This is a genomic window from Glaciimonas sp. Gout2, from assembly GCF_035018905.1.
Classification (GTDB): Bacteria; Pseudomonadota; Gammaproteobacteria; order Burkholderiales; family Burkholderiaceae_D; genus Glaciimonas.
On the sequence record NZ_JASJXA010000001.1, the window covers coordinates 79131 to 104897 of the forward strand.

Annotated in this window: 22 protein-coding genes; 10 read left to right on the forward strand and 12 right to left on the reverse strand. The window is 50.4% G+C overall.

The features are described from left to right. Positions 1-68: 68 nt before the first annotated feature. From QN379_RS00350 to QN379_RS00385, 8 genes are all read right to left on the reverse strand, one after another. On the reverse strand, positions 69-1304 hold the full coding sequence (locus QN379_RS00350; protein ID WP_322236036.1) for an ABC transporter substrate-binding protein: 1236 nt from the start codon (positions 1302-1304) through the stop codon (positions 69-71). A 183-nt stretch (positions 1305-1487) separates the two neighbouring features. Beyond that, entirely contained in the window at positions 1488-1916 is a 429-nt protein-coding gene (locus QN379_RS00355; RefSeq protein WP_322236034.1) for a Zn-ribbon domain-containing OB-fold protein, read from the reverse strand. Between the two features lie 164 nt (positions 1917-2080). Next, on the reverse strand, positions 2081-3205 hold the full coding sequence (locus QN379_RS00360) for a thiolase family protein (protein WP_322236032.1): 1125 nt from the start codon (positions 3203-3205) through the stop codon (positions 2081-2083). After that, on the reverse strand, positions 3205-4401 hold the full coding sequence (locus QN379_RS00365; RefSeq protein ID WP_322236030.1) for a CoA transferase: 1197 nt from the start codon (positions 4399-4401) through the stop codon (positions 3205-3207). The genes QN379_RS00360 and QN379_RS00365 overlap by 1 nt, the downstream gene beginning before the upstream one ends. Position 4402: 1 nt before the next feature. Next, complete coding sequence (locus QN379_RS00370; RefSeq protein WP_322236028.1) at positions 4403-5179, reverse strand: enoyl-CoA hydratase/isomerase family protein; 777 nt, start codon at positions 5177-5179, stop codon at positions 4403-4405. 2 nt (positions 5180-5181) lie between these two features. Further along, positions 5182-6360 carry an acyl-CoA dehydrogenase family protein gene (locus QN379_RS00375; RefSeq protein ID WP_322236026.1) on the reverse strand — a complete coding sequence of 393 codons (1179 nt, stop codon included), beginning with the start codon at positions 6358-6360 and terminating at the stop codon, positions 5182-5184. 28 nt (positions 6361-6388) lie between these two features. Beyond that, entirely contained in the window at positions 6389-8164 is a 1776-nt protein-coding gene (locus QN379_RS00380) for a hydantoinase B/oxoprolinase family protein (protein ID WP_323505725.1), read from the reverse strand. Then, positions 8164-10182 (reverse strand): hydantoinase/oxoprolinase family protein, encoded by a 2019-nt coding sequence (locus tag QN379_RS00385; protein ID WP_322236022.1) that lies wholly within the window; start codon positions 10180-10182, stop codon positions 8164-8166. Before QN379_RS00385 ends, QN379_RS00380 begins: the two co-directional genes overlap by 1 nt. A gap of 250 nt (positions 10183-10432) precedes the next feature. On the opposite strand from QN379_RS00385, the gene QN379_RS00390 reads away from it, so the two are divergent. From QN379_RS00390 to QN379_RS00400, 3 genes are all read left to right on the forward strand, one after another. Beyond that, complete coding sequence (locus QN379_RS00390) at positions 10433-11341, forward strand: LysR family transcriptional regulator (protein ID WP_323505726.1); 909 nt, start codon at positions 10433-10435, stop codon at positions 11339-11341. Positions 11342-11484: 143 nt separating this feature from the next. Beyond that, on the forward strand, positions 11485-12126 hold the full coding sequence (locus QN379_RS00395; RefSeq protein ID WP_322236018.1) for a glutathione S-transferase family protein: 642 nt from the start codon (positions 11485-11487) through the stop codon (positions 12124-12126). Between the two features lie 574 nt (positions 12127-12700). Continuing rightward, positions 12701-13486 carry a class II aldolase/adducin family protein gene (locus QN379_RS00400; protein WP_322236017.1) on the forward strand — a complete coding sequence of 262 codons (786 nt, stop codon included), beginning with the start codon at positions 12701-12703 and terminating at the stop codon, positions 13484-13486. A 157-nt stretch (positions 13487-13643) separates the two neighbouring features. On the opposite strand, the gene QN379_RS00405 is transcribed toward QN379_RS00400, so the two are convergent. The 3 genes from QN379_RS00405 to gshA all read right to left on the reverse strand — a co-directional run bounded on the left by QN379_RS00405 (position 13644) and on the right by gshA (position 16665). Further along, positions 13644-14069 carry an organic hydroperoxide resistance protein gene (locus tag QN379_RS00405; protein WP_322236015.1) on the reverse strand — a complete coding sequence of 142 codons (426 nt, stop codon included), beginning with the start codon at positions 14067-14069 and terminating at the stop codon, positions 13644-13646. 320 nt (positions 14070-14389) lie between these two features. Continuing rightward, a complete protein-coding gene (locus QN379_RS00410; RefSeq protein WP_416348505.1) occupies positions 14390-14890 on the reverse strand; it encodes a MarR family winged helix-turn-helix transcriptional regulator in 501 nt (166 codons plus the stop codon). A 185-nt stretch (positions 14891-15075) separates the two neighbouring features. Continuing rightward, positions 15076-16665 carry a glutamate--cysteine ligase gene (gene gshA / locus QN379_RS00415; RefSeq protein ID WP_323505727.1) on the reverse strand — a complete coding sequence of 530 codons (1590 nt, stop codon included), beginning with the start codon at positions 16663-16665 and terminating at the stop codon, positions 15076-15078. A gap of 522 nt (positions 16666-17187) precedes the next feature. Here gshA and folD point away from each other — a divergent pair. The 6 genes from folD (at position 17188) to QN379_RS00445 (ending at position 23482) form a co-directional block, all read left to right on the forward strand. Beyond that, entirely contained in the window at positions 17188-18033 is an 846-nt protein-coding gene (gene folD, locus QN379_RS00420) for a bifunctional methylenetetrahydrofolate dehydrogenase/methenyltetrahydrofolate cyclohydrolase FolD (protein ID WP_322236011.1), read from the forward strand. Between the two features lie 3 nt (positions 18034-18036). Further along, entirely contained in the window at positions 18037-20145 is a 2109-nt protein-coding gene (locus QN379_RS00425) for a M3 family metallopeptidase (protein WP_322236010.1), read from the forward strand. Positions 20146-20465: 320 nt separating this feature from the next. Beyond that, positions 20466-21104, forward strand: coding sequence for a glutaredoxin family protein (locus tag QN379_RS00430; protein ID WP_322236008.1), 639 nt, complete (start codon positions 20466-20468; stop codon positions 21102-21104). A gap of 31 nt (positions 21105-21135) precedes the next feature. After that, positions 21136-21561 (forward strand): DNA polymerase III subunit chi, encoded by a 426-nt coding sequence (locus QN379_RS00435; RefSeq protein WP_322236007.1) that lies wholly within the window; start codon positions 21136-21138, stop codon positions 21559-21561. A gap of 45 nt (positions 21562-21606) precedes the next feature. Then, a complete protein-coding gene (locus tag QN379_RS00440; RefSeq protein WP_322236005.1) occupies positions 21607-22029 on the forward strand; it encodes a hypothetical protein in 423 nt (140 codons plus the stop codon). A gap of 136 nt (positions 22030-22165) precedes the next feature. After that, positions 22166-23482 (forward strand): D-amino acid dehydrogenase, encoded by a 1317-nt coding sequence (locus tag QN379_RS00445; protein WP_322236003.1) that lies wholly within the window; start codon positions 22166-22168, stop codon positions 23480-23482. Positions 23483-23843: 361 nt separating this feature from the next. On the opposite strand, the gene QN379_RS00450 is transcribed toward QN379_RS00445, so the two are convergent. Beyond that, complete coding sequence (locus tag QN379_RS00450) at positions 23844-24353, reverse strand: Lrp/AsnC family transcriptional regulator (RefSeq protein ID WP_322236000.1); 510 nt, start codon at positions 24351-24353, stop codon at positions 23844-23846. 182 nt (positions 24354-24535) lie between these two features. Here QN379_RS00450 and QN379_RS00455 point away from each other — a divergent pair, with 182 nt between their 5' ends. Beyond that, positions 24536-25681, forward strand: a complete 1146-nt coding sequence (locus tag QN379_RS00455; protein WP_322235998.1) for a branched-chain amino acid ABC transporter substrate-binding protein — start codon at positions 24536-24538, stop codon at positions 25679-25681. The last annotated feature ends 86 nt before the right edge of the window (positions 25682-25767 follow it).

Sequence of the window (25767 nt, forward strand, 5' to 3'; positions counted from 1 at the left end):
TTATTGAATTATTTTAGTTACCACCGACCAGTTTGCTGCTATCCCAACATCGCAGAATCTCTTACGATTTAATTACGTGCCAGCGTTTTTAACGCATCGCCAGGAGCGATCGCTTTTTTCGGAAACACCGTTACTGGCTTGCCACCTTGCCATTGCACCGTGGTGATGAGTGCCCGGATGTTCTGGAAATTCTTGTCGAACTTGACGCCGTAACCTGTTGCATAGCTACCGAGCGGTTTGTCCATCGTGGCTGCGGCAGCACGCACCTTTTCAACATCGGTGCTTCCAGCTATCTTGATTGCATCGAACAGCATCTGCATACCAACATAAGCGTTGATCGATTGCGGCAAACTTGGCTCTACCTTGTATTTGGTGCGATAAGCCTCAAGATAGGCCGCTGCGCCGTGGGCATAACTCTCAGCCACATTGGTCAGGGGATAGGCGACTACCAGCATGCCTTCGAGTGTAGGTGCGCCCACCGCTGCGAGGGTTTCTGGTTCATTGCCGGTTCCAACAAGGACCAGCGCCGGTGGTTTGAAACCTTGATCACGTATGGTGCGCAATAACAGACTGCCGTCGGGTACATACCCCGTCTCAATCACCACGTCGGGATGCGCTTGCTTAGCCCTCAGCACCATGTCTGTCATATCGATGGCACGTGCAGAATGTGCGCCCATACCAACTACTTTTACGCCCAGACCTTCCAGCAATCGCTTTTGTTCGTTGGCAACTGAAGTGCCAAAAATCGAATCCTCATGCTCGATCCAGACGGTGATGTCCTTCATGTCTTTTTTAAGCACTGGCGCAATTACGTCGCGCACAGTATCGACCGTGCCTGCCGCAAAGTTGCTGCCGTTTGGGCCGGTGCGGATAAAGTTTGGCAAGCCGCGTTCGGTCAGGCTATCAACCAAGGCGTTCGTCTCCCAATACAGTTTGTTATAGCGCATCGCTGCATCGCTGGATGCATTGGAAACAGCACTGGTATAAGTCCCGACAAAAAGATCAACCTTTTCCTTAACGGCAAGTTGTTCGACGGTTGCGATACCCTGCTGTGGATTGGCAGCGTCACCGCGAATCAATACGACCTTGCGGCCTAATAAGCCCCCAGCCGCATTAATCTGATCCACCGCCAGATCAAAGCCGCGGGTCATTTCGGTACCGTACAACGCCAACCCGCCACTGAAAGGATTAATCGCCCCGATCTTGATCGGTTCTGCAGCAAAAACTGCATTGGATAACATCCATGTACCGGCCAAAAGGCCAATCCCGGCGACGCGTGCTAATGTCTTCTTCAATGCCTTCATATCCATCTCCTGTAATGATCTAACTATAATTATTATGATTTCCACCGCTCGGTCCTACGTCCCTAAGTCCTACGTTCCACGTTCCACGTTGCTGCGGCTTTTTTTGTTACTTGTTACAGGATGATTTTCGTTGCAGTTCCCCCCCTCTGATGCCTCGTTTTCTACTGCGTTTATTGACAGCAATCAGGCCGGTGTAAAACGGGCCACCGCGATCCCGTTTTCCTCTTCAATAACTAGCCGTAACGGCTGATCAATTTTTAAATTTTCAGCATCTTCGATCCCGACGACATTGCTGATCAGTCGTGGACCTTCGTCCAGCTCGACCACGGCGACGTTATAAGGAAGGCGGTTTTCGAATGCCGGGTGATATGCCACGTGGTACACGACCCAACTGATTAGTCTGGCGGAGCCGGATGCTGGCTCCCAGCGCCAGTCAGTAGCCAGACAACCGGGACATTCGCTGCGGGCTGGCAACCATGCTTTTCCACAACAACCGCAACGCTGGAACGACAGAGTGCCACGCGCAAGACTGTCCCAATACGGTGCGTTGAGGGCGTCGCGCTGCGGCGCAGGTGCGGATGGCGTTGAAGCTGGCGTTGACGTTGCATTCATAGATGACATTCTTTCTTATTGTGGACTTATGCAAAACCGACTCGTCGAGGTATCCCGACCAAGACATCCCGGATACCTAAGCGGAAGGGCTAACGCTAGCGAAGCCGTTTTGCGTGTGTCTCATTGTTTTATCGAATCATTGTCTGGGTGTTATTGTCCGGCTGTCATTGTCCAAGTATCAAAGTCGAGTGCGTGTGCATGATCCCGCCCTGATTGCTAATCGCACAGGTGCGTGCATTCTTGACCTGCGTCGATGCATCACCCCGCATCTGGCGCACGCCCTCGAGCACCAACTGCATGCCGGGCATGCCGGTTTCCGACAACAATCCGCCCGCGGTATTGATCGGTAAATCACCGCCGATTTCAATCCGTCCATCTTCAACAAAATGACCGCCCTCGCCCTTGGCACAGAAGCCGTAGTCTTCCAATGTCATCAGCGCGGTGATGGTGAAGCAATCGTAAATTTGCGCGACATCGATATCCTTCGGTGACAATCCTGCCATCTTGAACGCAGCCCTTGCCGAGATCACCGCCTCGGTTGAGGTCAGATCTGGACGCTGTTCGACTTCCCATGAGGTCTGGCCTTGTCCAAATCCCAGGATAGGGACCGGCTTTGGAACACCCAACTGACGCGCACGCTCGGCACTCATCACCACGACTGCCGCGCCACCATCGGAGACCAGACAACAATCGTCACGCCGTAACGGTGCGGCAATCATCTTCGACTCGCGGTATTGATCCAGCGTTAACGGTTTGCGTAATTGCGCGTGTGGATTGGCTGCGCCATGTTTGCGACATGCCACAGCAATCGCACCCAGTTGATCGCTAGTCGTCCCAAACTCGCCCATATGGCGACGTGCAATCATCGCGTAACCTGCTGGCGTACCGAACCAACCATACAGACCGTCATCGCCCCAGGCCTTTTCATATGCCTGGCGTGATCCGGTTTTTGGATTGTCGGCAAGACATACCAACGCAATTTCACACTGTCCAGCTTCGATTGCCATCGCGGCATAACCGATCATTCCTGCGCTCGATGCGCCACCCTGATCCCATACGCCGCCGATACGCGGCATGATGCCCATTGATTCGGCGAGTTTTTGTGCGTACATCATCTCAAACCGTGATGTCGGACACTTTACGAACAGGCCATCAACCATACTTTTATCGATTCCGGCATCTGTCAGCGCTTTGCTTACCGCTTCTACATTCATCGATAGCGTGCTGCGTCCTTCCAGCTTGCCAAATGCGGTTTGTCCGATTCCTGCAATCACTGCTTTTTCCCGCATCAAATCACCTCTTCTTCGATCAGTTGCTGGATTTCGGCATCGCTGAGTCCAAGCCAATCGGAATACACGGCGTGATTGTCACGACCAAGTTCGCCGCTTGGCTTGATTTCCATGGGCTCCACACCGTCGAAGCGTAGCGGCGAATTGGGCAAACAGACGCGTCCGTACAGAGGATGCTCAACCCATTCCAACGCACGCCGCGCATGCATATGCGGGTCATTAACGACCTCCGTAAGATTGCGTACCGGCGCACAGGGAACGCCATACTCCATCAACAATTCGAACAACGCCTGTTTCGAATAACCCGAGGTGAACGTGCTGACCAGTTCGTCTATGGCATCTATATTTTCCACGCGATGAAGTAAATCCGCATAGCGTGGATCGGTCTGCAAATCGTCACGCTTCATGACACTGAGGAGCGATTTCCAGTGCGACTCGCCGACACAAATAATCGCTATATAGCCGTCAGTGGTTGGATAGACGTTATACGGCGCTTCGGCCAGACCACCGTGCCGGTTACCCGTGCGCGGCGCGACCGTTTCGCCCATGCTGTAATGTAGACCAAGGTTGGAACTGAGCGATGCATATACCGCTTCTTGCATCGAAACTTCAACCAATCTGCCGACGCCAGTTTTTTCACGTTCATAAAGTGCGGTCATGATTGCGCCGTACAAATGCACGCCACCAAAAAAATCACACATCGCGGGGCCAGCCTTGACCGGCGGTCGATCCGGATATCCGGTAACTGTCATAATCCCCGCCATCGCCTGAACGGTCAAATCCATGGCCGGATAGTCTTTATTCGGACCAGTACGGCCATAACCGGAACCGGCACCGTAAATCAAGCGAGGATTGACTTCGCGCATAACGTCGTAGCCAAGGCCAAGCCGCTCCATCGCACCGGGCGAGAAATTTTCAACCAATACATCGCCACGGCGCACCATCTTTTTTAACAGTACACGACCACGTTCGGATTTCAAATTTAAGGTGGCAAACGTTTTGTTTGAGTTGAGCATGGCGAACGGCAATGCCGCGCCGCCAACTACGCCACGGCGGCGTAAATGTTCACCACCCTTTGCTTCAATTTTGATGATCTTTGCACCTGCCATCGCCATCATGAACGTGCAATACGGGCCGTTATAAATTTGACCAAGATCGATAACGGTGACGCCTTCCAGTGGATAGTGGCCGCTCATTTCACTTCCCTTTAAAGTTCGGTGTTCGACGTGCGCTAAAGGCTTCAGGACCCTCTTTCGCATCCTCGGTAGTCTGTAACATGCGATTGATGACCGCTTCCATCCGCAACCCGGTCGCCAAATCCATGTCAATGCTTCGCACCGCGAGCTCTTTCGCCGCCTGCACTGCCAGCGGCGCATTGATGGCGATGCGCCGCGCATAGTCGTATGCTGTGCTTAGAAGCGACTCCAACGGTACGATCTTGTTGATCAACCCCCAACGTTCAGCCGCTACGGCGTCGATGCCATCGCCGGTGAGTAACATTTCCATGGCGATGGGATAAGGCAGTTGGTCCAGCACGCGTTGTGTACCACCGTTACCGGGAATCAGGCCGCGTTTTACTTCGGCCAGACTAAACGTCGCATGCGGCGCAGCGAGCCGGATGTCGGTCGCCATCATGAGCGTCATACCGCCCCCGAGACAATAGCCGTTGATTGCGGACACAACGGGTTTCCATACTTCCAAGCCACGATTGAGCAACTGATCACGTTGCGTCAGCCACATTTCGGAAATACCTGCCGGAGCGGTGACGAAACTCTTGATATCCGCACCGGTAGTAAACGAACGTTCGCCCGCCCCTGTGATGATGGCGACCCGGATCGCCGGATCATCACGCACGGTGCACCAGGCACGTGATAATCCTTGATAATGATCAATATCCATGGCGTTAAGTCGCTCAGGACGATTGATCGTAATGAGCGCGATACCATCATCTGATACTTCAAAGTCAATCGCCATAATCAGGACTCCCCGCGCTTACTGCCAAGCAGTTCACGTGCAATCACCATGCGATGGACTTCGGATGGCCCTTCGCCGATACGCTTGATGCGCAGTTCACGATACCAACGCTCAAGCGGCATTTCTTGCGCAACACCGAGACCACCAAAAATCTGGATGCAGCGATCAACCACTCGGCCTGCCGCCTCCGTTCCATATAGCTTGGCAACCGACGCATCGACCTTAATGTCACGCCCTAAATCGCCATTCCAAGCGGCCTGATAGACCATCAATCGCGCGGCACGCAGTTCCACCTCGGAGTCGGCGATCATCCATTGAATGGCTTGTTTATCCGCCAGATGGCTACCGAATGTTTTGCGCTGTTTGGCCCATGCGACCGCCAGATCGAGCGCGGCTTGCGCAATGCCGATCGTCGCCGCTGCGTACGGCACGCGGCCATGTACCAACCAATCCTCAGCCAGCGCAAAGCCTTGCCCTTCTTCACCCAGCCGATTTTCGACCGGCACTTCATAATCCTGAAAGTGCACTTCATACGGCGAATATGAACGAATCACCGGAATCCGCTGTAACGAAATACCCGGCTTATTTTTCTCTACAATAAAGCTGGTGATCCCCTCGCGGCCTTTGCTTTCTCCAACTCGAGCAAATACAATGCCCCAGTTGGCCTGCCCTGCGCCGGATATCCATAACTTGGTACCATTGAGAATATAACGATCCCCTTTACGTTCAGCACGCGTTGTAATGGACCGGCCCGGATCTGAGCCGCCACTGGCCTCGCTGATGGCAACGAAAGCCTTGTCGCCAGAGGCGACATTAGCACGACCAAATTTGTTAATTTGTTCGTCGGTTCCCTTCCAGATCACGTTCGGAGGATCGAAACCGAACGCACCGCAGCCAGCAATATAAGCGCCCATGCGACACTTGGAGGTTTCCTCAGCCACTACGCATTGTGCAAGTAGATTCAAGCCAGCGCCGCCGTGTTCCGCAGGCGTTTCCAGACACCACAACCCAAGTTCGCGGGCTTTACTCTGCAAGGCTTTAAGCGGTTCAGGCTCCAGCGTATAGGCATCGTGCTCCAGCTTGTCTTCAATCGGTTTCACTTCCTGCACCATAAAACGACGCACGGTATCCCTGAGCATTCTCAGTTCTTCCGGTAGTTCCCAACTCCCTGTCCTATCCATGCTTGAATCCTCTGGTTGTTTGACGTTTTTATTTGGTGGAATTGACTAACAATTTCTGGAGTGTCTGACGCCGTGTGGCACTGGCAATCGGGTCGAGTTGGAAGCGTGTGTGCTCGGCCGATAGCGCGACTGCCTGGCCGACGACGACGCCATAACTCTTTTCAGCAGTTTCACGGCTGATGTAGCCACGGTTCAGATCGCGTTCGACCATCAACAGATCGCGATCTAAAGCATTGCCGAAGCCGCCTCCACCCGGCGATGCTGCGCGAATGGAATCGCCGGCTGTAAATGGCTCTTTTTCCTGCTTACTGCGTAACTCTGGTTTCCAGGTTTTGCCTTGCGTAACAAACTCGACATTGTTGGCGGCCGCTGGACCGCCGCCGACGATGCCGAACGGCGCGTAGTCGACCCGATCACCAAGCACCGAGACGATACAATCGGACCAGGCAGTGAATCCATATTCGGTACCGCAGCCGCCACGATGCCAGCCAGCGCCACCTGAATCGTCACGGATTTTGAAATAATCGAAACGCAGTGGAAAGCGATGCTCCGACATCTCAAGCGACATAAAATTAGCCATCGACTGGGGCGGATTACCGTTAATCAAACCATCGCTGGCTTGTGTTGCTCCGTAGCCGCCCGGATATGGAAACACGCCTACAAAATAATTTTTAGTGCGTGGATGCACACCACTCACCGTCACCACGCCGGTCGTACCAAAAAATGCAGCGGGCGATTTTTCTGGGATGACCTTGGACAAAGTACCAAAAACAACATCGATGACACGCCCGACCGGGTCCAGATAACCACCGACTGCGGCGGGATATTGGGCCGATAATAAAGTGTTGTCGGGCAGCGTAAAGTGTATTGGTCGGAAGGTTCCGCCGTTGACCGGCACATCCGGGAAAATATGTTTGATCGCGACGTAACAGGACGACAGCGTGGTATTGCGCGACATGTTGAGCGGGCCGCGTGAAGTCGGTCCGGTCCCGGTGAAGTCAAAATGCATATCGTCACCAGTGACCGTGATCGCAAGATTGATGCGTATCGGTTCATCAATGATGCCGTCATTGTCGAAGTAATCCTCAAAGGCATAAGTGCCATCGGGAATTTCTGCAATGTAAGAGCGCATCTGACGTTCTGAGTACGCAATCATTTCGTTCAAACATTCGTCCAGTATCGTGCGGCCATAACGCTTGACCAGGGCTTCAATACCACGTGTACCCACCGAGAAGGTGTTCGACATGGCGGCAAGGTCACCGGCAATTTCACTCGGCAAACGCACGTTGGCTTTGAACATGCTGACCAATGCTTTATTCAACTTGCCTTCATCGTATAGCCGAACCGGCGGAATGATAATGCCTTCCTGATGAATTTCGGTAGCGCGCGGGGCCCATCCACCGGGCACGTTGCCGCCGATATCCATCCAATGGCCGGTAGTCGCCATGACAGCAAATAATTCACCGTCCACAAACACCGGTGCAATGAGTTGAACGTCCTGCAAATGACTGCCGCCAATGTAGGGATCATTGAGAATCCACATATCCCCAGGCTTGAAGCCGCCGTCTTTGAGCGCCATGCCAATGACGGTTTGGACCGTGAATTGCATGTAAGCCAGAAATACAGGAAGACCGTAGCGGCCTTGCGCAATGGTTTCTCCCGTGATCGGGTGGAAGATGCCGTTGGCACAGTCGTTGGTTTCAGAGATGATGGGAGAGATGGCCGCGTGGATCAGATGCAAATCCATTTCATCGGCGATTTGTTCGAGACTGCCGCGTACCACGGCCAAAGTTACCGGATCCATTATTTGACCTTCACCAAGAGGTTGCCCTTCGAATCGACGTCCAGGCGCATGCCCGGTTCGACAACGGTCGTCGTATCACTTTGTTCAATGATTGCCGGACCATCGAAATGCATGCCTGGCGCAAGGTTCTCACGGGCAAATACCGGCGTGTCGTGCCAGCCACCAAAATAGACCCGACGACGCGATGAGGGCTTCGGCTGACCAGTTGCAGTTGAGCTGCACTGCGGCAATGGCACGCTGGTGCGAGTCCCAACGGCAATCGTACGGAGGTTGACGATCACGACTGGAATACCAACCAGCGTGTTGCCAAAGGTGGCTTTGTACACTTCATTAAAAGCCTGCTCTAGTCGTGGCGCATCCCAGTCCGATTCGATCGTGACGCGCAATGAATGAATCTGACCGGCGTAGGCCATGTCGGCTGCATGCGTGATCGTCGTGACGTCGATTGGCACCTGGCTGTCGTTGAGCTGCTGTTGACCTTCCTCACGCTGCCGCAAAATAATGTCGCTCAGCTCGCCAGGTAACAATTTGTCGAGACGCTTTTCAGTGGTTTGAGAAATGTCGTAACGCAAGTCGGCGTAAGCACAACCAAGCGCGCACAGCACGCCAGGATAGAGTGGAACCAACATGGTCCCGACGCCCACTTCGCGGATCAATGCACCACCGTGTAATGGACCAGCGCCGCCAAACGCGACCATGGCGAAATCGCGTGGATCAAGACCGCGTTCAATTGACATCAGGCGAATGCGGCCCGCCATACGTTGATTTACTACCGCCAGAATGGCTTCAGCGGCTTCTTCCAAACCCAGACCGAGCTGGATGCCCAAGCGTTGCACAGCGGCACGCGCACCGGCAACGTCAAGCGCAGTATCGGATCCATTCATCAGGCTTTCGGGATTGATGCGACCGAGCACAACGTTGGCATCAGTAACTGTCGGTTCCGTGCCGCCACGTCTATACGCCACGGGGCCCGGTACAGCACCGGCACTGCGTGGTCCGACTAACAGCATGCCACCACGGTCCAGATACGCAATACTACCGCCACCCGCGCCAATGGTATGCACATCGATCATGGGCAAACGCAGCGGAATGCGGAAATCCAGATTAGTGATTTCTGCGACTTTTGGCTCGCCATCTATCACCACGGCAACATCAAAACTGGTACCGCCCATATCAGCGGTAATGATATGCGAGAAGCCAGCCTCGCCAGCCAACCTGGCTGCGGCCATGACGCCAGCGGCAGGACCGGAGCGGACAATGTAGGCCGAGCGCTGACCCAACTGCCGTAACGGCGCCACGCCGCCGTTGGATTGCATGATGGCGACATCCCGGTCAAAGCCCCAGTTGCTCAACTGACGCGCCAGATTCTTGGCATAGCGCGCCACCAAAGGCTGCAAGTAGCCCTGCACTACCGCAGTGCTGGTGCGTTCAAACTCGTAATATTCGCGGACCACCGAAGTGGCAACGACCAACTCCCATGCCGGATTGATCTCGGCCAGAATAGCGCGGGCCTGTAATTCATGCGCAGGATTGGCGTAAGCATGGAGAAAGGCGATGACGACAGACTCGATGTCGCTGTCCTTGAGCATGTTGCCGATGGTGCGCAGACCTGCGACATCCAGCGGCACTAGAATATTGCCTTCATGATCAAGGCGCTCATTGACCTCGAAACGCAGGTCACGCGGCACTAACGGTTCGTGTGTGCCTTCCAGTCCATACATTGTCGGGCGGTCGCGGCGTCCCAGTTCAAGAATATCGCGGAAGCCGGTAGTGGTGATAAGCGCGCATTTGGCCCCGCGTCGTTCAATTACTGCATTGGTTGCAATGGTGGTTCCGTGCAGAATCGCATCCAGTTCATCCGGTGTCAGACCGGCAGCCTGCAATGCGTTGAGCAAACCAATGGAAGGATCTTGCGGCGTTGAAGGGACTTTTAAAATCAGGTGCGGCTGTGTGGAATTGCCTGAATAAAACAGATCGGTGAACGTGCCGCCGACATCGATGCCAACTATACCTGCCATTTCGTCTCCTTCGGCTGCGTGCCGTTTGGTTTATTTTTTATGCTTTTTTTATTTTTCTTCTTTATGTTTCTTTTTATGGATGATCGACTTTTCGATGTAAATTATGAACTTCTGCGGGCTTTGCATTTGCTGCTTTGCACAATCGCGTTGTTCACAATTTGGTCCAGGTAGCGTCACCACTATTTTGATTGTGTTCTCGCGCCTTATCCATGTAAACTGAATTTATCTGAACAATTATGCAGGTTTGCTAATGAATCTATCGGGCCGGTTAATTGATGCTTTTTTAGCGCTGGAAGAAACTAAACGGTTTGCTATTGCGGCCGAGCGTTGTTACGTTTCGCCATCGGCATTCAGCCAGATGATCACGCGACTTGAAGCGCAAGTCGGCGCACGCCTCTTTGACCGCGATACGCGCAACGTCGCACTGACGCCAGAAGGTGAAATTTTTTCTCAGGGCGCACACCGTATTGCTGCTGAGATAAATTCCTCCCTGACCGAGTTGCGGGATCGTGCGCAATTCACCATGGGCCGCGTTACCATTGCTGCCCCACCGTCGATGGCGGCGTCCTGGCTACCCGAACAAATGGCCCTGTTCCGTCAGGCATATCCGGGCATCGCGTTGCGGCTCGATGATGTGGTGTCCGATCGTTGCCTGAATTTGATCGCGCATGGTGACGTCGATTTCGGCTTGAATGCGCAACAGGGAAATCAACTTGAATTTGAATCTCATTTGCTATTTAACGAGCGCATGTACCTTGTCTGCCGGACGGAAGATCCATGGGTAAACCTAAAAGAGGTCAAGCTAAAAGAACTACGCAATCAGGAGTTTATTCAAACAGTGCGTACCGGCAGCGTTTGGCAACAGACCCAACCAATGCTGAGCGCCGCAGGGATTCACGATAGCGGCCTGGAAGTGTCACACTTTAGTACGCTTGCCGGTTTGGTCGTCAATGGCTTTGGCATCAGCATCGTGCCGCAGTTCGCCGTGCAACTATGCCGTCAGCCGGGATTGGCAACGGTTCTGGTGAGTGATCGCAAAGCATTTCGACCAATTTATATGGTCAAACGAAGGCACCGTAGCTTATCGGTTGCCGCTACAGAAATGTGGAAGCGACTGGCGGTCGCCGGAGCAGAACCAATTCCAGCTATCAACAAATAGGGCTTAAAGTCTAAGCGTAAATCCGGCTTTGATCGACATTAACAACGACAGCAACGACAGAGAAAATAACGACAAAAAATCGACCAACCGTTGCGATCTTCGAGAAACTAGTACACTCAGGACTTTAAACGAGGATCAAAAAAATGCTCACTATTCACCATCTCGGAAAATCACAGTCGGAACGCATTATCTGGCTTTGCGAGGAACTTGACCTTCCTTACATCATCAAGCGTTACGAGCGCGATACGGTTACGATGCTCTCACCGCCGGAACTTAAAGCGCTTCATCCGTTAGGTACCGCGCCCGTTATTACTGACGGCGAAGTGGTTCTCGGCGAGTCGGGGGCGATCATTGAATACATCATTGGTAAATATGGCGATGGTCGCCTTGCCCTTGCCCCGACGCATCCGGATTATGCGCAATATCTCTATTGGCTACATTTTGCCAACGCCAATCTTCAGTCGCACATGGGCCGAAATATGATGCTGCGTCGACTCAATTTAGCATCTGATAATCCGACTTTGGTAGGAACAAAAGAGCGCCTGGATCGCGCGCTTGCCTTGGTTGAAGCACGCTTGGGGAACGTGGATTATCTAGCCGGTCGCGAATTCACGGCGGCGGATATCATGATCATCTTTTCGCTCACGACAATGCGTTACTTTTTGCCATTCGAGCTTACCGCATACCCGCACATTCTGGCATACCTTGGCCGGATCGGCCAACGCACAGGCTATCAGCGTGCGATGGAAAAAGGTGATCCGGGAATGACACTTCTTTTGACCTGAAAACGTACCTGATCAGTAAATAAAGAGCACGCAAAAATCACTTACGTGGCGCCAACGAATAATATTTAGCAGGATCTATGCCGACCATAAAATTAACAATGGCATTGATCCTGCTTCAAAAAACATTGCATCGACAACACGGATAAATGACGTTGGAACCTGAGTTTCAAGTGTCGAATAACGACTGAGTAAATAGTTGAATGCCAACAGTTTGCTCAGCGCCTAACCAAAGTTTACGCAAAAAATATATCACGCTCCTAGATTATTCATTCCAAGAGGTATACGATATAACTCAAGAGTAACGAAGAGTACTTGTGCGCATAACCTGACCAAAGGTAGGAAAACTGCGCCGTTGTCGTGAATTGCGTTAGGCAAACTTTGCCTTGCTGCCTGCCTCGGCATGATAACTATCTGGAGACATTGATAATCCGTCCGAACGCTGCGGTAAGTTTGCTTCGCAATCGGACCTAAATACTGCCAGTTCCAACGCAGTGTTTTCCGACTCAGATGTTGACAGCTTATAAAATCGGTTCTTCGATAACAAGCGAAGGCTCAACACATCACGAGGTGAACGATGACAACAAACCCTGATTCGATCCAGCTTCAGCATGCCCAGGATATCTCGGATGCAGAGTGGAATCTGCGTGTGCAACTGGCGGCGGCCTATCGACTAGTTGAATTTTATGGCTGGTCTGAAATGATTTACGGTCATTTGACGGCGCGCGTTCCCGGTGCCGAGAATCATTTTTTGATTAACCCTTATGGGCTAAATTATGACGAGATCACGGCATCCAATCTGGTCAAAATTGATCTGGATGGTAACGTGATTGCGGGGCGGCGGCACACCGTCAATTACGCTGGTTTTATTATCCACTCCGCGGTGCATATGGTGCACTCTTCAGATAACCACGTCGTCATGCATACGCACACCCGCGCTGGAATGGCGGTTGCAGCATTGGAAGAAGGTCTCCAACCGATTTCGATGTTTTCTACCGCGTTCCATAACCGACTTGCTTATCATGAGTATGAAGGCGCAGCGCTGCGGCTCGATGAGCGTGAGCGTATCGTCAAGTCACTTGGTAACGCCAAAGCGCTGATTTTGAAGAATCATGGATTGCTGGTTGTGGGTAGTACGGTTCCCGAAACGTTCCTGCGTTTGTATCGACTCGAACGCGCCTGTCAGGTTCAAATTGACGCCGCCGCCGCTGGCAAGCTCAATATCATGCCAATCACGCTAGCCGCACAATCGGGAGCAGATCTGGATAGTTTTCAGAGTTTGCATCCGCAAGGCGAAGGCGGGGTTGAGTTTGAGGCGCTTATGCGCAAGCTTGACCGGATTGATAATAGTTACCGGCATTGAACGGAGCACATTCTGTTTTTTTAATAACGAGGCAATCTGCTGCAAAATAAAAAAGCGCATGACGGTGAACGTAATGCGCTTTTTTACTTTCTTGCCGATCTTCCTGCTAATCGCAAGGTGCGATCAACAAGTCATTGCAATGGTTATCGCTATGCGATTAAACCAGTGTCAGCGTAACGTCAACGTTACCGCGTGTTGCGTTCGAATATGGGCAAACGTGATGTGCCTTATCGACCAATGTTTTCGCTTCTGCTTTGTCCATGCCCGGGATCGAGATTTTTAGTTCGACTTCGATACCGAATCCACCTGGGATTTGACCAATGCCGACCAAGCCGGTGATTGATGTGTCTGCTGGCAATGTGATTTTGTCTTGTGATGCAACAAATTTCATCGCGCCAATAAAGCAAGCTGAATAGCCGGCTGCGAACAATTGCTCTGGATTGCTACCAGCCGCGCCTGCGCCGCCGAGTTCTTTCGGTGTTGTCAATTTTACGTCCAGAATGCCATCGGATGTCGTAGCACGACCATCACGACCGCCAGTTGCTGTGGCTGAGGCTGTAAATAGAATTTTTTCGACTGACATGGTGATTCCTTTTTTTCAAATTGAATGAAATGGCCGCTTAAACAATCCGTTAAAACTAATCAGTCGGCCCTACTGAAAAGTCGGATAAAAATAGATCAATTATATGAAATAACAAAAACCAATACTGTGAGAGCTTCTCTTAGAACGTGCATCTAAAAAGTACTTCTACATCAACTATAAACCAGGCATATCATTTACACAATAAAATTGTGCGCAATCTATTGCATACTATCTTTTAAATAAAAAACGCATGCTCAGCTCACGTCACATTGCGATCCGGAATAAAGGCGCCCACTAAATTACGCCGACGTCAGGGTCACCTAAACATTATTTGCCATCGCCGCGCGCAATCTCTGCAATTGTCCTGTCAGAGCGCGCAGCTCATCTAATGAACATTGCGCAGAGCAACTCACTTGCTGCGGAATCAATCGGGCGTCTTGCCGCAGAGCGTTTCCTTGATCAGTTAGACTAACAATCACTTGCCGCTCATCTTTTACTGAGCGCTGACGCCTGACCAAACCACTGAGTTCAAGCCTTTTTAACAAAGGCGTCAACGTTCCAGAATCCAGATACAAACGCTCGCCGACTTCCGATACAGTGATCTCGTCGCGCTCCCACAATGTCAACATGACCAAATACTGCGGGTAAGTAACACCTAATGACTGTAATAGCGGCTTGTAAATCTTCGTCATCGTTAGCGACGCGGAATATAGCGCGAAACACAATTGATTATCTAGTAACAAAGTTTCAGATCCAAGATGCTTTACATCTTTTTCTGTGTCTGCTTTGTAACTGATGTCATTCTCAATGTGCGTTTCCATAACTGAGATAATACACAGCGCAAAATTAAATTGCAAGCAATTTAATATAATTGCCACCATGTTGGTACACGTCTAATTGTGTCACAGCGTTCAGCAAAAAAATGACAGCAACAGTCACAGGCCAAGAATTACAGGAATTTTCCCGTTATTCCCACCTGCCGATCAATTGCTGCCACTCTCAGGATTTAGACACTCATATTGCCAAGTGTACTAGCGCGATACGCCGCCACAAAGGTATCGAAATCGCCGGTTTGAGTGCGCTCTATCTGATCTTGCTCTTCCAATGATTTTACTGCCATGGCCGCAAAATAAGCGTGCTCTTCTGCACTTGGCGGATAAGCGCGAAATTGGGCGGCATGGACATTGCTCTGACGCAACGCAAATTCAGCAAAGGTTTCGTTATGCTCCGTCAGTGCCGCCAACACCTGCGCAGAAGGAGTCAGTTCAGGATCGTGCAATTTGCGACGCTGCTTTTCCAGAGCATCACTGTGTTGGTGATCGTCACGCTGCGCATCCAATAAGGTTGCGGCCGCTGAAATTTTTTCCAGCAACGCCAAACCCCATGCTTGCAACGTTACGGAAGCGCCATTGTGTTGTAACGCCAAACCCGGCCGACGTCCTTCTTTCACCACTTTAGAGAAATTCTCGACGTTTTCAACACTTTCTTCGTCACTCGTGCACGGGCTATCATCGAGCGCACAAAAAAGTAGGAAAGCATCTAGAAAACGACCTGTTTCAAGGCTGATTCCAGTTGGCTCAAACGGATCGATGTCCATACAACGCACTTCGATGTACTGAACCCCGCGTGCCGATAAAGCCTGAATTGGCCGCTCGCCGCTGTTAATTACACGCTTAGGGCGAATTGTGGAGTAATACTCGTTTTCGATCTGCAGTATGTTGGTATTAATCTGTATCCATTCACCATCACGATGCGTGCCAATGGCGGCATAAGGGGGATACGATTGACTGACTGCCTGCGACAGACTTTTAATATAGCTATCAAGATTGTTGTAATGCGGCGTTAAATTCTCCTGCGCCTTGCTTTGGTAACCCAGATCGCTCATACGCAAGCTGGTTGCGTACGGCAGATACAACGTATCTTCATCAAGCGTTTCAAGCTTGTGTTCCTGACCGGCCAAAAAATTCTTGGACAGCGCTGGCGAGGCCCCAAACAAATACATTAATAGCCAGCTATACCGCCGGAAATTGCGTATCAACGCAATATAACCATCGGACTGAAATGATTTTGTCGTGCAGGTTGGCTGCCCGGCTTCAAGTTGCAACACCGCCCAGATTTCATCCGCTAACGAGTAGTTGTAATGAATCCCTGCAATGCACTGCATGCGCTTGCCATACCGCAGCGCAAGGCCGCGTCGATACACGTGCTTTAGCATGCCAATATGCGACGTACCATACCAGGCGATAGGAATCTGCTCCTCATCGGGCAACTCGCATGGCATGGAATCACTCCATAGCATTTCATCGCCTAATTGCGAATACGCAAAGCGATGAATAGCCTCTAGCTCGGTCATCACGACCGCAACATCGTTCTCCGGTGGCGTGATGAACTCCAATAACGATTCCGAATAATCGGTCGTAATCTGGGGCTGCGTTAAGGCTGAACCCAAGGCGCGCGGATGTGGCGTCAGCGCCAACTTTCCGTCTGGATTGACACGCAATGTTTCACGTTCTATCCCGCGCAACCCTTTGCCAAGCAAAGCGCGATGCTGTTCTTGTCCGAGTAAAGCCAGACGGCGGGTGTAATAATTTGTCAATTCACTATCCTTTTAATTGTGCTTTACCGTCTATTTTTTTATTTGCGGCGATTGTTATCGGGTGATTCATTAAAGTGCTGAATCAGACCCAAAAGTCTCCAGGATGCTATGGGAATTACGAGGTTAAAGCGACAAATGAACTAGGCGAGAACAGATTTTTTCAGATTCGAAGCGCCAATAGCTAGCTATTGGTCAAGAAACTGAAGAAACATGGGCCGTCCAAATCATTTTGCAGCCGACTACTCTTAGGTTCAGTAGCGTCCTAATACGCGAGAATAGCCGAAAATCAAAAAGTGCGTCGGATGCGCTAAAGGCCGCTTACTTGCTCAATCAACCATGGACACTAGATCGTAAAGCGTTTGTCCCGGATAAAATTAAACAACTTTGCGCTGCCAAGATGAAAATTGTCGATTTGAGACATATATATACTGAAACTATATGGCAGCAAAGTCACGGACCAATCTCTGTATGGCACGCGAACCTTTATAATCTCGTTTTAATTTGCTTTTACACCGCCCCACTATGCCAGCTCAACTCATTGACGGAACCCTCCTTTCAAAACAATTACGCGCCGAGGTTGCCACTCGCGCCGCCGCGCTGACGGCGCTTGGCAAACAACCAGGACTAGCAGTCATTCTGGTTGGTGAGAGTCAGGCTTCACAAGTATACGTCCGCAATAAGGTCAAAGCCTGTGAAGACAACGGTCTTTATTCGGTATTAGAAAAATATGACGCCGATCTGAGCGAAGCTGACTTACTGGCACGGATCGACGCTCTAAACCACGATCCAAAAATCAACGGCATCCTTGTTCAGTTGCCTTTACCTGCGCATATTGACGCTAATAAAGTGATTGAAGCCATCGCCGCAGAAAAAGACGTCGACGGTTTTCACGTCAGCAATGCTGGATTGTTGATGACAGGAAAGCCATTATTCCGCCCGTGCACGCCCTACGGTGTCATGAAAATGCTGGAATCGATCGATTATCCGGTGCGTGGTGCGCATGCGGTCATCGTAGGCGCGTCAAATATTGTCGGTAAACCACAATCCATGCTGCTCTTGCAAGCGGGTGCGACCGTCACCATCTGCAACTCAAAGACCCGCGATCTTGGTCACCATACGCGTCAGGCTGATATTCTTGTCGTTGCTACCGGCAAACGCAATATCGTCACCGCCGACATGGTCAAACCGGGTGCTGTCGTGATCGACGTCGGCATGAATCGTGATGACAATGGCAAATTGTGCGGCGATGTCGACTTTGCCAATGTCAGAGAAGTTGCGGGTTATATCACCCCGGTGCCAGGCGGCGTCGGGCCGATGACCATCACCATGTTGCTGGTCAATACGATTGAAGCCGCAGAAAGAAACTAATTTATGACATCCACGTCCGCAATAGTAAGCGACACAACGACAGCGACACCACAAAACAATCCGCTTCTGGATTTTTCTGGTCTGGCACATTTTGATACCATCAAGGCGGAACACGTAACGCCTGCCATCGCCTATTTGCTCGAACAGGCCAGTATTGTCGTCACGCAACTGGAAGCGCCGCAAGCGTCGGTTAAATGGGAAACCTTTGTCACGCCGCTAGAAAACGCCACCGAAAATCTGGGGCGCGCGTGGGGCATTGTTGGGCATTTGAATGCGGTCATGGACAGTCCCGAACTGCGTGCGGCGTATAACGAAAATCAGCCGAAACTGATAGAATTTTCGACCTCGTTGTCACAGAATCTGGCGTTATTCGACAAATACAAAGCGCTGGAAACCAGCGCCGACTTTTCGACCTTATCGGCGGCACGTCAAAAAATCATTAAAAATGCGGTGCGCGATTTCCGTCTTGGTGGTGCTGAATTGCCAGACGCAGAGAAAGCACGTTTTGCTGACATTCAAGAAAAACACGGTGCATTAACCACCCGGTTTTCAGAAAACGTACTCGACGCCACCAATGATTACGCGCTGTTTGTATTGGATGAAGCCGAACTGGCTGGTTTGCCGGACGATGTCAAGCAAGCGGCCCTTGCGGCGGCCCAAAAGGATAGCAAGGAAGGCTATAAATTTACGCTCCACTTTCCGTCTTATTTCCCGATATTGCAATATGCTGATAGCCGCGTCCTGCGTGAAAGAATCTATCGCGCAAATGCTACCAAAGCGTCCGAGCTCAGCGGCAAACCGGAATGGGATAACACCCAAAATATCGTCAGCATTCTAAAGCTCCGCAACGAAGAAGCCGCACTATTAGGTTTGAAGAATTATGCCGAATTGTCGCTGGTGACAAAAATGGCACAAACCCCTGAAGAGGTGATCGCCTTCCTGGAAGATCTCGGCCAGCGTGCGCGTCCGTTCGCAGAAAAAGACCTAGCTGAATTGCGTGAATTTGCAAAAACCGAGTTAGGTATTACGCCGCTGGAAGCTTGGGACAGCACCTACGCATCGGAAAAATTGCGTGAGCAACGCTATGCCTTTTCAGAGCAGGAAGTAAAACAATATTTCCCTGAAACAAAAGTCGTGCAAGGTTTATTTGCACTGGTACAAAAATTATTCTCGGTCGAAATCAGTCTGGATAAAGCACCGGTCTGGCATCCTGATGTAAAGTTTTTCAAGATCGAAAAAGAAGGCAAGATACTCGGACAGTTCTATCTTGATCTCTATGCGCGCACTGGCAAACGTGGCGGCGCATGGATGGACGACGCACGTGCGCGGCGCAAATTGAACGACGGGGAAGGCATTCAGACGCCGATTGCCTATTTGACGTGCAATTTCTCCGCACCTGCGGTGGTCGATGGGATCACCAAGCCAGCGCTGTTTACGCATGATGAAGTCATCACCTTATTCCACGAATTTGGTCACGGTTTGCACCACATGCTGACGCAAGTGGATGAAATTAGCGTCTCCGGTATCTCCGGCGTGGAATGGGACGCGGTTGAATTACCCTCTCAATTTATGGAAAATTTCTGCTGGGAATGGGACGTTCTGCAAGACATGACCGCCGAAGCTACGAATGGTCAGCCATTGCCGCGCGCGCTGTTTGACAAAATGACCGCCGCCAAAAATTTCCAGTCAGGGCTACAAACCTTGCGTCAAGTTGAGTTCTCGCTGCTGGATATGCATCTGCACGACAAATACGATCCGTCTGGCACTCAAACGGTGCAAGAACTGATCAACCAAGTTCGCGAGCAGATTGCCGTTCTCAGTCCGCCAGCGTTTAATCGTTTTCAACACGCGTTCTCGCATATTTTTGCTGGCGGTTACGCGGCCGGATATTACAGCTACAAGTGGGCTGAAGTATTATCCGCAGACGCTTATAGCGCGTTCGAAGAAATCGCTAACGGTGGTAATGTGATATCAGCAGAAACTGGCAGTAAATTTCAACGTGAGATTTTGGCGGTAGGTGGCTCTCGCCCTGCTTTGGAATCATTCAAAGCCTTCCGTGGCCGTGAACCAAATATTGATGCTTTATTACGGCATAGCGGAATGGCAGCGTAACCAATCGAAACAGGTAATAAAAAACAAATCATAAGCAAATCATAAGCAAGTAATAAGCAAGTAATAAGCAGGTCTGCCGTGGAATGTGCCAAAGCGCCTCCACGGCCATTCCGATCAATGGCATCATCAGGTCCATAGTCATTCGCCGGTTTTTCTTATTTTTTCTTTGTAGAAGCTATTGGCATAATGGGCAAAGGGCGACTAGTGCGCAGAAGTCATCGCACCCGCGGCGTTACCCGGCATACAATACGGACTCAAACGAATTGCAACCGCTTGTCCTTGGACAACCAAGGTGGCAATTCTTCATTTTAGGAAATTAGATGAAACTGGTGGCATCATTATTTTCAACCGCAGGCCTCGCAGTTTGCCTGTTAGCGACATCTGTTGCGCAAGCCCAACTCTACAAATCCATCGGCGCAGACGGTCGCGTTACTTACAGCGATATTCCCCCTAATTCAGGCAAAATCGTTGATTCAAAATCGCTCTCCAAAAACAGCGAAAGCGACATTGATAATAGCGACCTACCGTATGAATTGGCGCAAGCTAAAAAAAATAGTCCGGTCACTTTATATACTTCCAGCAAATGCATTCCATGCGACGATGGACGAAAATTACTACGTAATCGGGGTATTCCGTTCCGCGAAAAAACGATTAGTACCAACAATGACATTGCGCGCTTAAAGGAAGTTGCCGGAGAGAGTCAATTGCCATTCATGGTGATCGGACGCAATAAAGAAAGTGGCTTTGAAGCGACTTCCTGGAATGCGGCACTTAGCGCTGCCGGTTACCCGCAAAACAATCGTTTGCCAAAAACATATCAAAATGGACAAGCGACTGCCGCCGCGCCAACGGTAAACACGAGTACGGCGAGTCCCGCGATAGACGATTCAACTGACAATAGCAAACAAGGTACGCCGCGTCCCGCGACAGGCAATACGCCGCCTGGATTCAGATTTTAAGCCGCAATTAGCACGCCCTTCGGCACAGACCATGACGCAAATCGATTTTCACACTAATATTCCCGACAAATTTCTCTATACGTGTCGACTCGTCCGCAAAGCGCGGATGGCGCAATGTCAAATTGTAATATTAACAAGTAACGCCGAAGACCTCGCTACTATGGATCGGACGCTGTGGACCTTTTCCGAGCACGATTTTGTACCGCATGTTGTCGCCAATGATCCGCTTGCCCAACAAACGCCAGTCATTTTGACCGACGATGAAACCATCGTGCTGCCGCATCATCAGGTACTGATTAATTTATCCGGCAATACACCTTCTCATTTTGCGCGGTTTGAACGCATGTTTGAAATCGTCACTCTCAACGAGACCGACAAGAATAATAGTCGCGAGCGCTATCGCTTTTATCAGCAACGTGGCTACCAACTTAGCCACTCTATCGCCGCAAACGCGTAGGTGCACACGCAAAAACAGGCATCCGCCGATATATGAGGAGATTCTATGAAAAATAACGCGCTGGATGCAGGTATTCCATTGTTGACTGAAATCATTGAAACGGCGGAGGATGACGCGATTGAAGATACCTGGTTCACTAACGCCACGGACCATATCCAAGCATCTCAGTCGAGCGTGCAAGATGATCAGTTTATCCACCCCGCAACCCACGCAGCGATGACATTAACCGAGCGCGACTGGGAAACGCTTAAGCATGAATTGCACGAAAAAATATTATGGCAACTACAAGACCGTATAGATTTTGTCATCGAACAACGCGTGCGGGATAGTTTGGCAGAGGTGTTGCAATCGGCTGTTAAGGCAATGGCTGATCAAATCAAAGCAGGCTTGCATCAGACCTTAAATGAGGTCATTTCAAGTGCAGTGACGCTGGAATTAGTTAAATTGCGAAAAACAAAATTAGAATAATTATTTTTTGATTATTAATCAAAAATTAGCCTCTAATGAATAAATAGAAAAAAAATGACCATCAAATTGAATTACCTAAACAATCAAGAATTTCTTACAATACTGGCACTTAGTTAAGACAATTCGGAGATTTCGCATGAAAGTGATTGTATTGGGCGCCGGCATCATTGGTACTTCGTCAGCATGGTTCCTAAACAAAGAAGGCAATGACGTCACTGTCATTGACCGTCAGGCAGGCGCAGCACAAGAAACCAGTTTTGCGAACGGTTGCCAAATTTCAGTCTCGCATGCCGAGCCATGGGCAAATCCGCAAGCGCCGCTGAAGGTGCTGAAATGGTTGGGCAAGGAAGATGCACCGTTGCTGTATCGCTTTCGTCCTGAATGGCTGCAATGGAAATGGGCGTTGAATTTTTTACGCGAATGCACACCATCACGCACCGCCGCCAACATTCGCCAAATCGTCGCTATCTGCGAATACAGTCGTCAAACGCTGCTGTCGGTCCGTGCTGAAACAGGTATCGAATACGATCATTTGGTACGCGGCATTCTGCATTTCTACACAGAACAAAAAGAATTCGACGACTCACTGGCAGCGGCCAAATTGATGCGCGATCTGGGTTGCCCACGCAACTCCATCAGCGCCGACGAGGTCGTCAGGATAGAGCCGTCGTTATCCCGCATACGCGATAAAATTGTGGGTGGCGACTTCACCGACAATGATGAATCCGGTGACGTCTATAAGTTCACTACCGGACTCGCTGACAAAGCACAAGAAGCTGGCGTCAAATTTCAATTCAACACCACAGTTACGCGTTTGATCAGCGAAGGCCACGGCGCTAACGCAAAAATTACCGGCGTCGAAATCATTAACGCAGAAGGAAAACATCAAGTTTTGCACGCTGACGCATTTGTGGTCGCAATGGGCAGTTTCTCCGAGCAATTGCTGAAACCGCTTGGTATTAATTTGATGATTTATCCGGGCAAGGGCTATTCCGCCACCTATAAGATCACCAATCCTGCCGCCGCGCCTAGCGTGTCATTGACCGATGACGGTTACAAGCTAGTAATATCGCGCTTGGGCGATCGCTTGCGCGTCGCAGGAACGTGCGAACTAAACGGCTACACGCGTGAACTTAATACCACCCGTTGCGAAGCCATTACACGTCGTACCCGTGAATTATTTCCAGACGCCTGCGACTACGACAATCCAACGTACTGGACCGGATTGCGACCATTAACGCCGTCTAACGTGCCGTATATTGGCAAGAGCAAAATCAGCAATCTCTTCCTCAACACCGGTCACGGCACACTCGGCTGGACCATGGGCTGCGGGTCAGGTCGCGCAATTGCAGAAATCATGTCCGGTCGCCAGCCTGAAATTGATTTTGCATTTACCGGCATGCCGCGTCGCGCTCCACAAAAGGCACTGCAACCGCGTGAAGTTCCGGTCTGAACTAAAGCGATAAAAAATCGGACTCAGATGAGTTGAACGGAATAGCAAGGCCAGTGCACTTGCGTCACGCGCCGCGCCTTGCACCAGCGCTTGTCGGAGTAATAAATTCAGTATTTAATACTTGGTTCGAACTAGTTCGATTTAGGTCGAGCGAGTTCCGAGCTCACCGAGAATCTGATGACCATTCAATGCCACAACGTATTTGAGTGCCACTTAAAAGCCCAATCCCCACTGTCAGGATTGGGCTTTTTTTGTTTTAAACAGCCTGGCCCAGATATTGCGTAATGAGTCGTGCGAGCAAGTAAAAAAGGGATTAATGCACCTGTTCTGCCGCTATTGCGCATCATTTCAGGGCGTCAGCCTATTTTGGCGCGCGAACCTGAATTGTCGCGGCCTTCTCATCAAAGGCAATCCGAGTGACAAATTTTGCACGCTTCATAGGAAAACGAGATTGAAAGTGACGAACATTGCCAGAACCTGAAATAACCCGTCTGACGAATTGATAATAAGCATCCATGTCTATAACATGGGCTACCAAAAAATAATCATAGTCGCCAGAAACAAAATAACACTGCATTACCTCAACCTCTTTGTTCATACGCAGTTCGAATTCCTGCATATGTTCATCTGATTGATTGGTAAGAGAAATTTCGAGAAATGCGAGCATGCCATACCCGAGCGCAAACGGATCGACCAACGCCACATCAGCGTTAATCACACCAGCCTCACGCAAATCGCGGATGCGGCGCAGACAGGTTGGTTGTGAAATATGGGCCTTCTCGGCGAGGGTACGAGTAGGAATTTGATTGTCGCGCTGCAACAAGTTGAGTAACTTGCGATCTACCTTATCGAGGACGTGTTGTTTGGTCATATGGGAAGTGTGAGGGATTCAAAAAAAACGCATAAAACCGCTTTGCGAACTGTTTTTTATGATGTACCGTTTGCATGTTCGCAGCAACCTAATAAGCTGCAAACGGAGGAACAAAGTTTTTGGGCCGAGCTATATTGCTTTGTAGTACTTAGTGTTATTTTAAATCCTCAGGAGAGAAATTCATGCAGATCAAGACCAAAATGCTTCCTTTAGTTGGCGCCATTGCGTTCGCACTTGCTGGTTCAGTATTCGCACAAGAACAAGTCGTCACAATCGGTCACGTTGGCCCACTCACCGGCCCTAACGCCCACATTGGTAAAGACAATGAAAATGGCGCGAAAATGGCGATCGATGAGCTGAACGCCAAAGGCACCATGATCGGCGGCAAAAAAGTAAAATTCGTTTTGGATGGTGAAGATGATGCGTCCGATCCTAAACTTGCGACAACTGTTGCACAGAAATTAGTCGATTCGCACGTTAATGGCGTTATCGGTCACATGAACTCTGGCACTACTATCCCTGCATCGAAGATTTATTTTGATGCTGGTATTCCACAGATTTCACCATCTGCCACTAACCCAAAATACACTCAACAAGGCTTTAACACTGCTTTCCGTGTTGTCGCTAACGATGGTCAATTGGGCGGTACTTTAGGTCGTTACGCTGTCGACAAACTGAAAGCCAAAAACATCGCGGTCATTGATGACCGTACTGCGTATGGCCAAGGTGTTGCAGAAGAGTTCTCGAAAGGTGCTAAAAAAGACGGCGCTACTATCGTATCAACCCAGTTCACCAACGATAAAGCAACTGACTTCAACGCGATTCTGACATCGATCAAAGCCAAAAAGCCTGACCTGATTTTCTTCGGTGGTATGGATGCAGTCGGTGGCCCGATGTTGCGTCAGATGAAGCAACTTGGTATCGACGCTAAATTCATGGGCGGTGATGGCCTGTGCACGACAGAGTTGGCCAAACTGGCTGGCGAAGGCCTGCGGGATGATCAGGTAGTCTGCGCCGAAGCTGGTGGTGTACCAGACGCTGGCAAAAAAGCACTGGAAGACTTCAAAGTCGCTTACCAAAAGAAATTCAACCAGGAAGTCGTGATCTACGCACCGTACGTCTACGATGCATTGATGACCATGGTTGAAGCGATGCAGCAAGCCAAGTCTGCCGATCCTAAAAAATATTTGCCTTTCCTGGCTAAGATCAGTCACAAAGGTGTGACCGGCAATATCGCTTTTGATAAAAAAGGCGATATCAAAGACGGTTCTTTGACTTTGTACACATACAAAGGCGGCGTACGTACGTTGCTGGCTGTGACTAAATAAAGTGCGGCAACCATTGATCGGTATGTGGTGAGTGGTGAGCGACAAACGGTGAACTAGAAAGTTAACCTTGATCGCAATAAACCCTC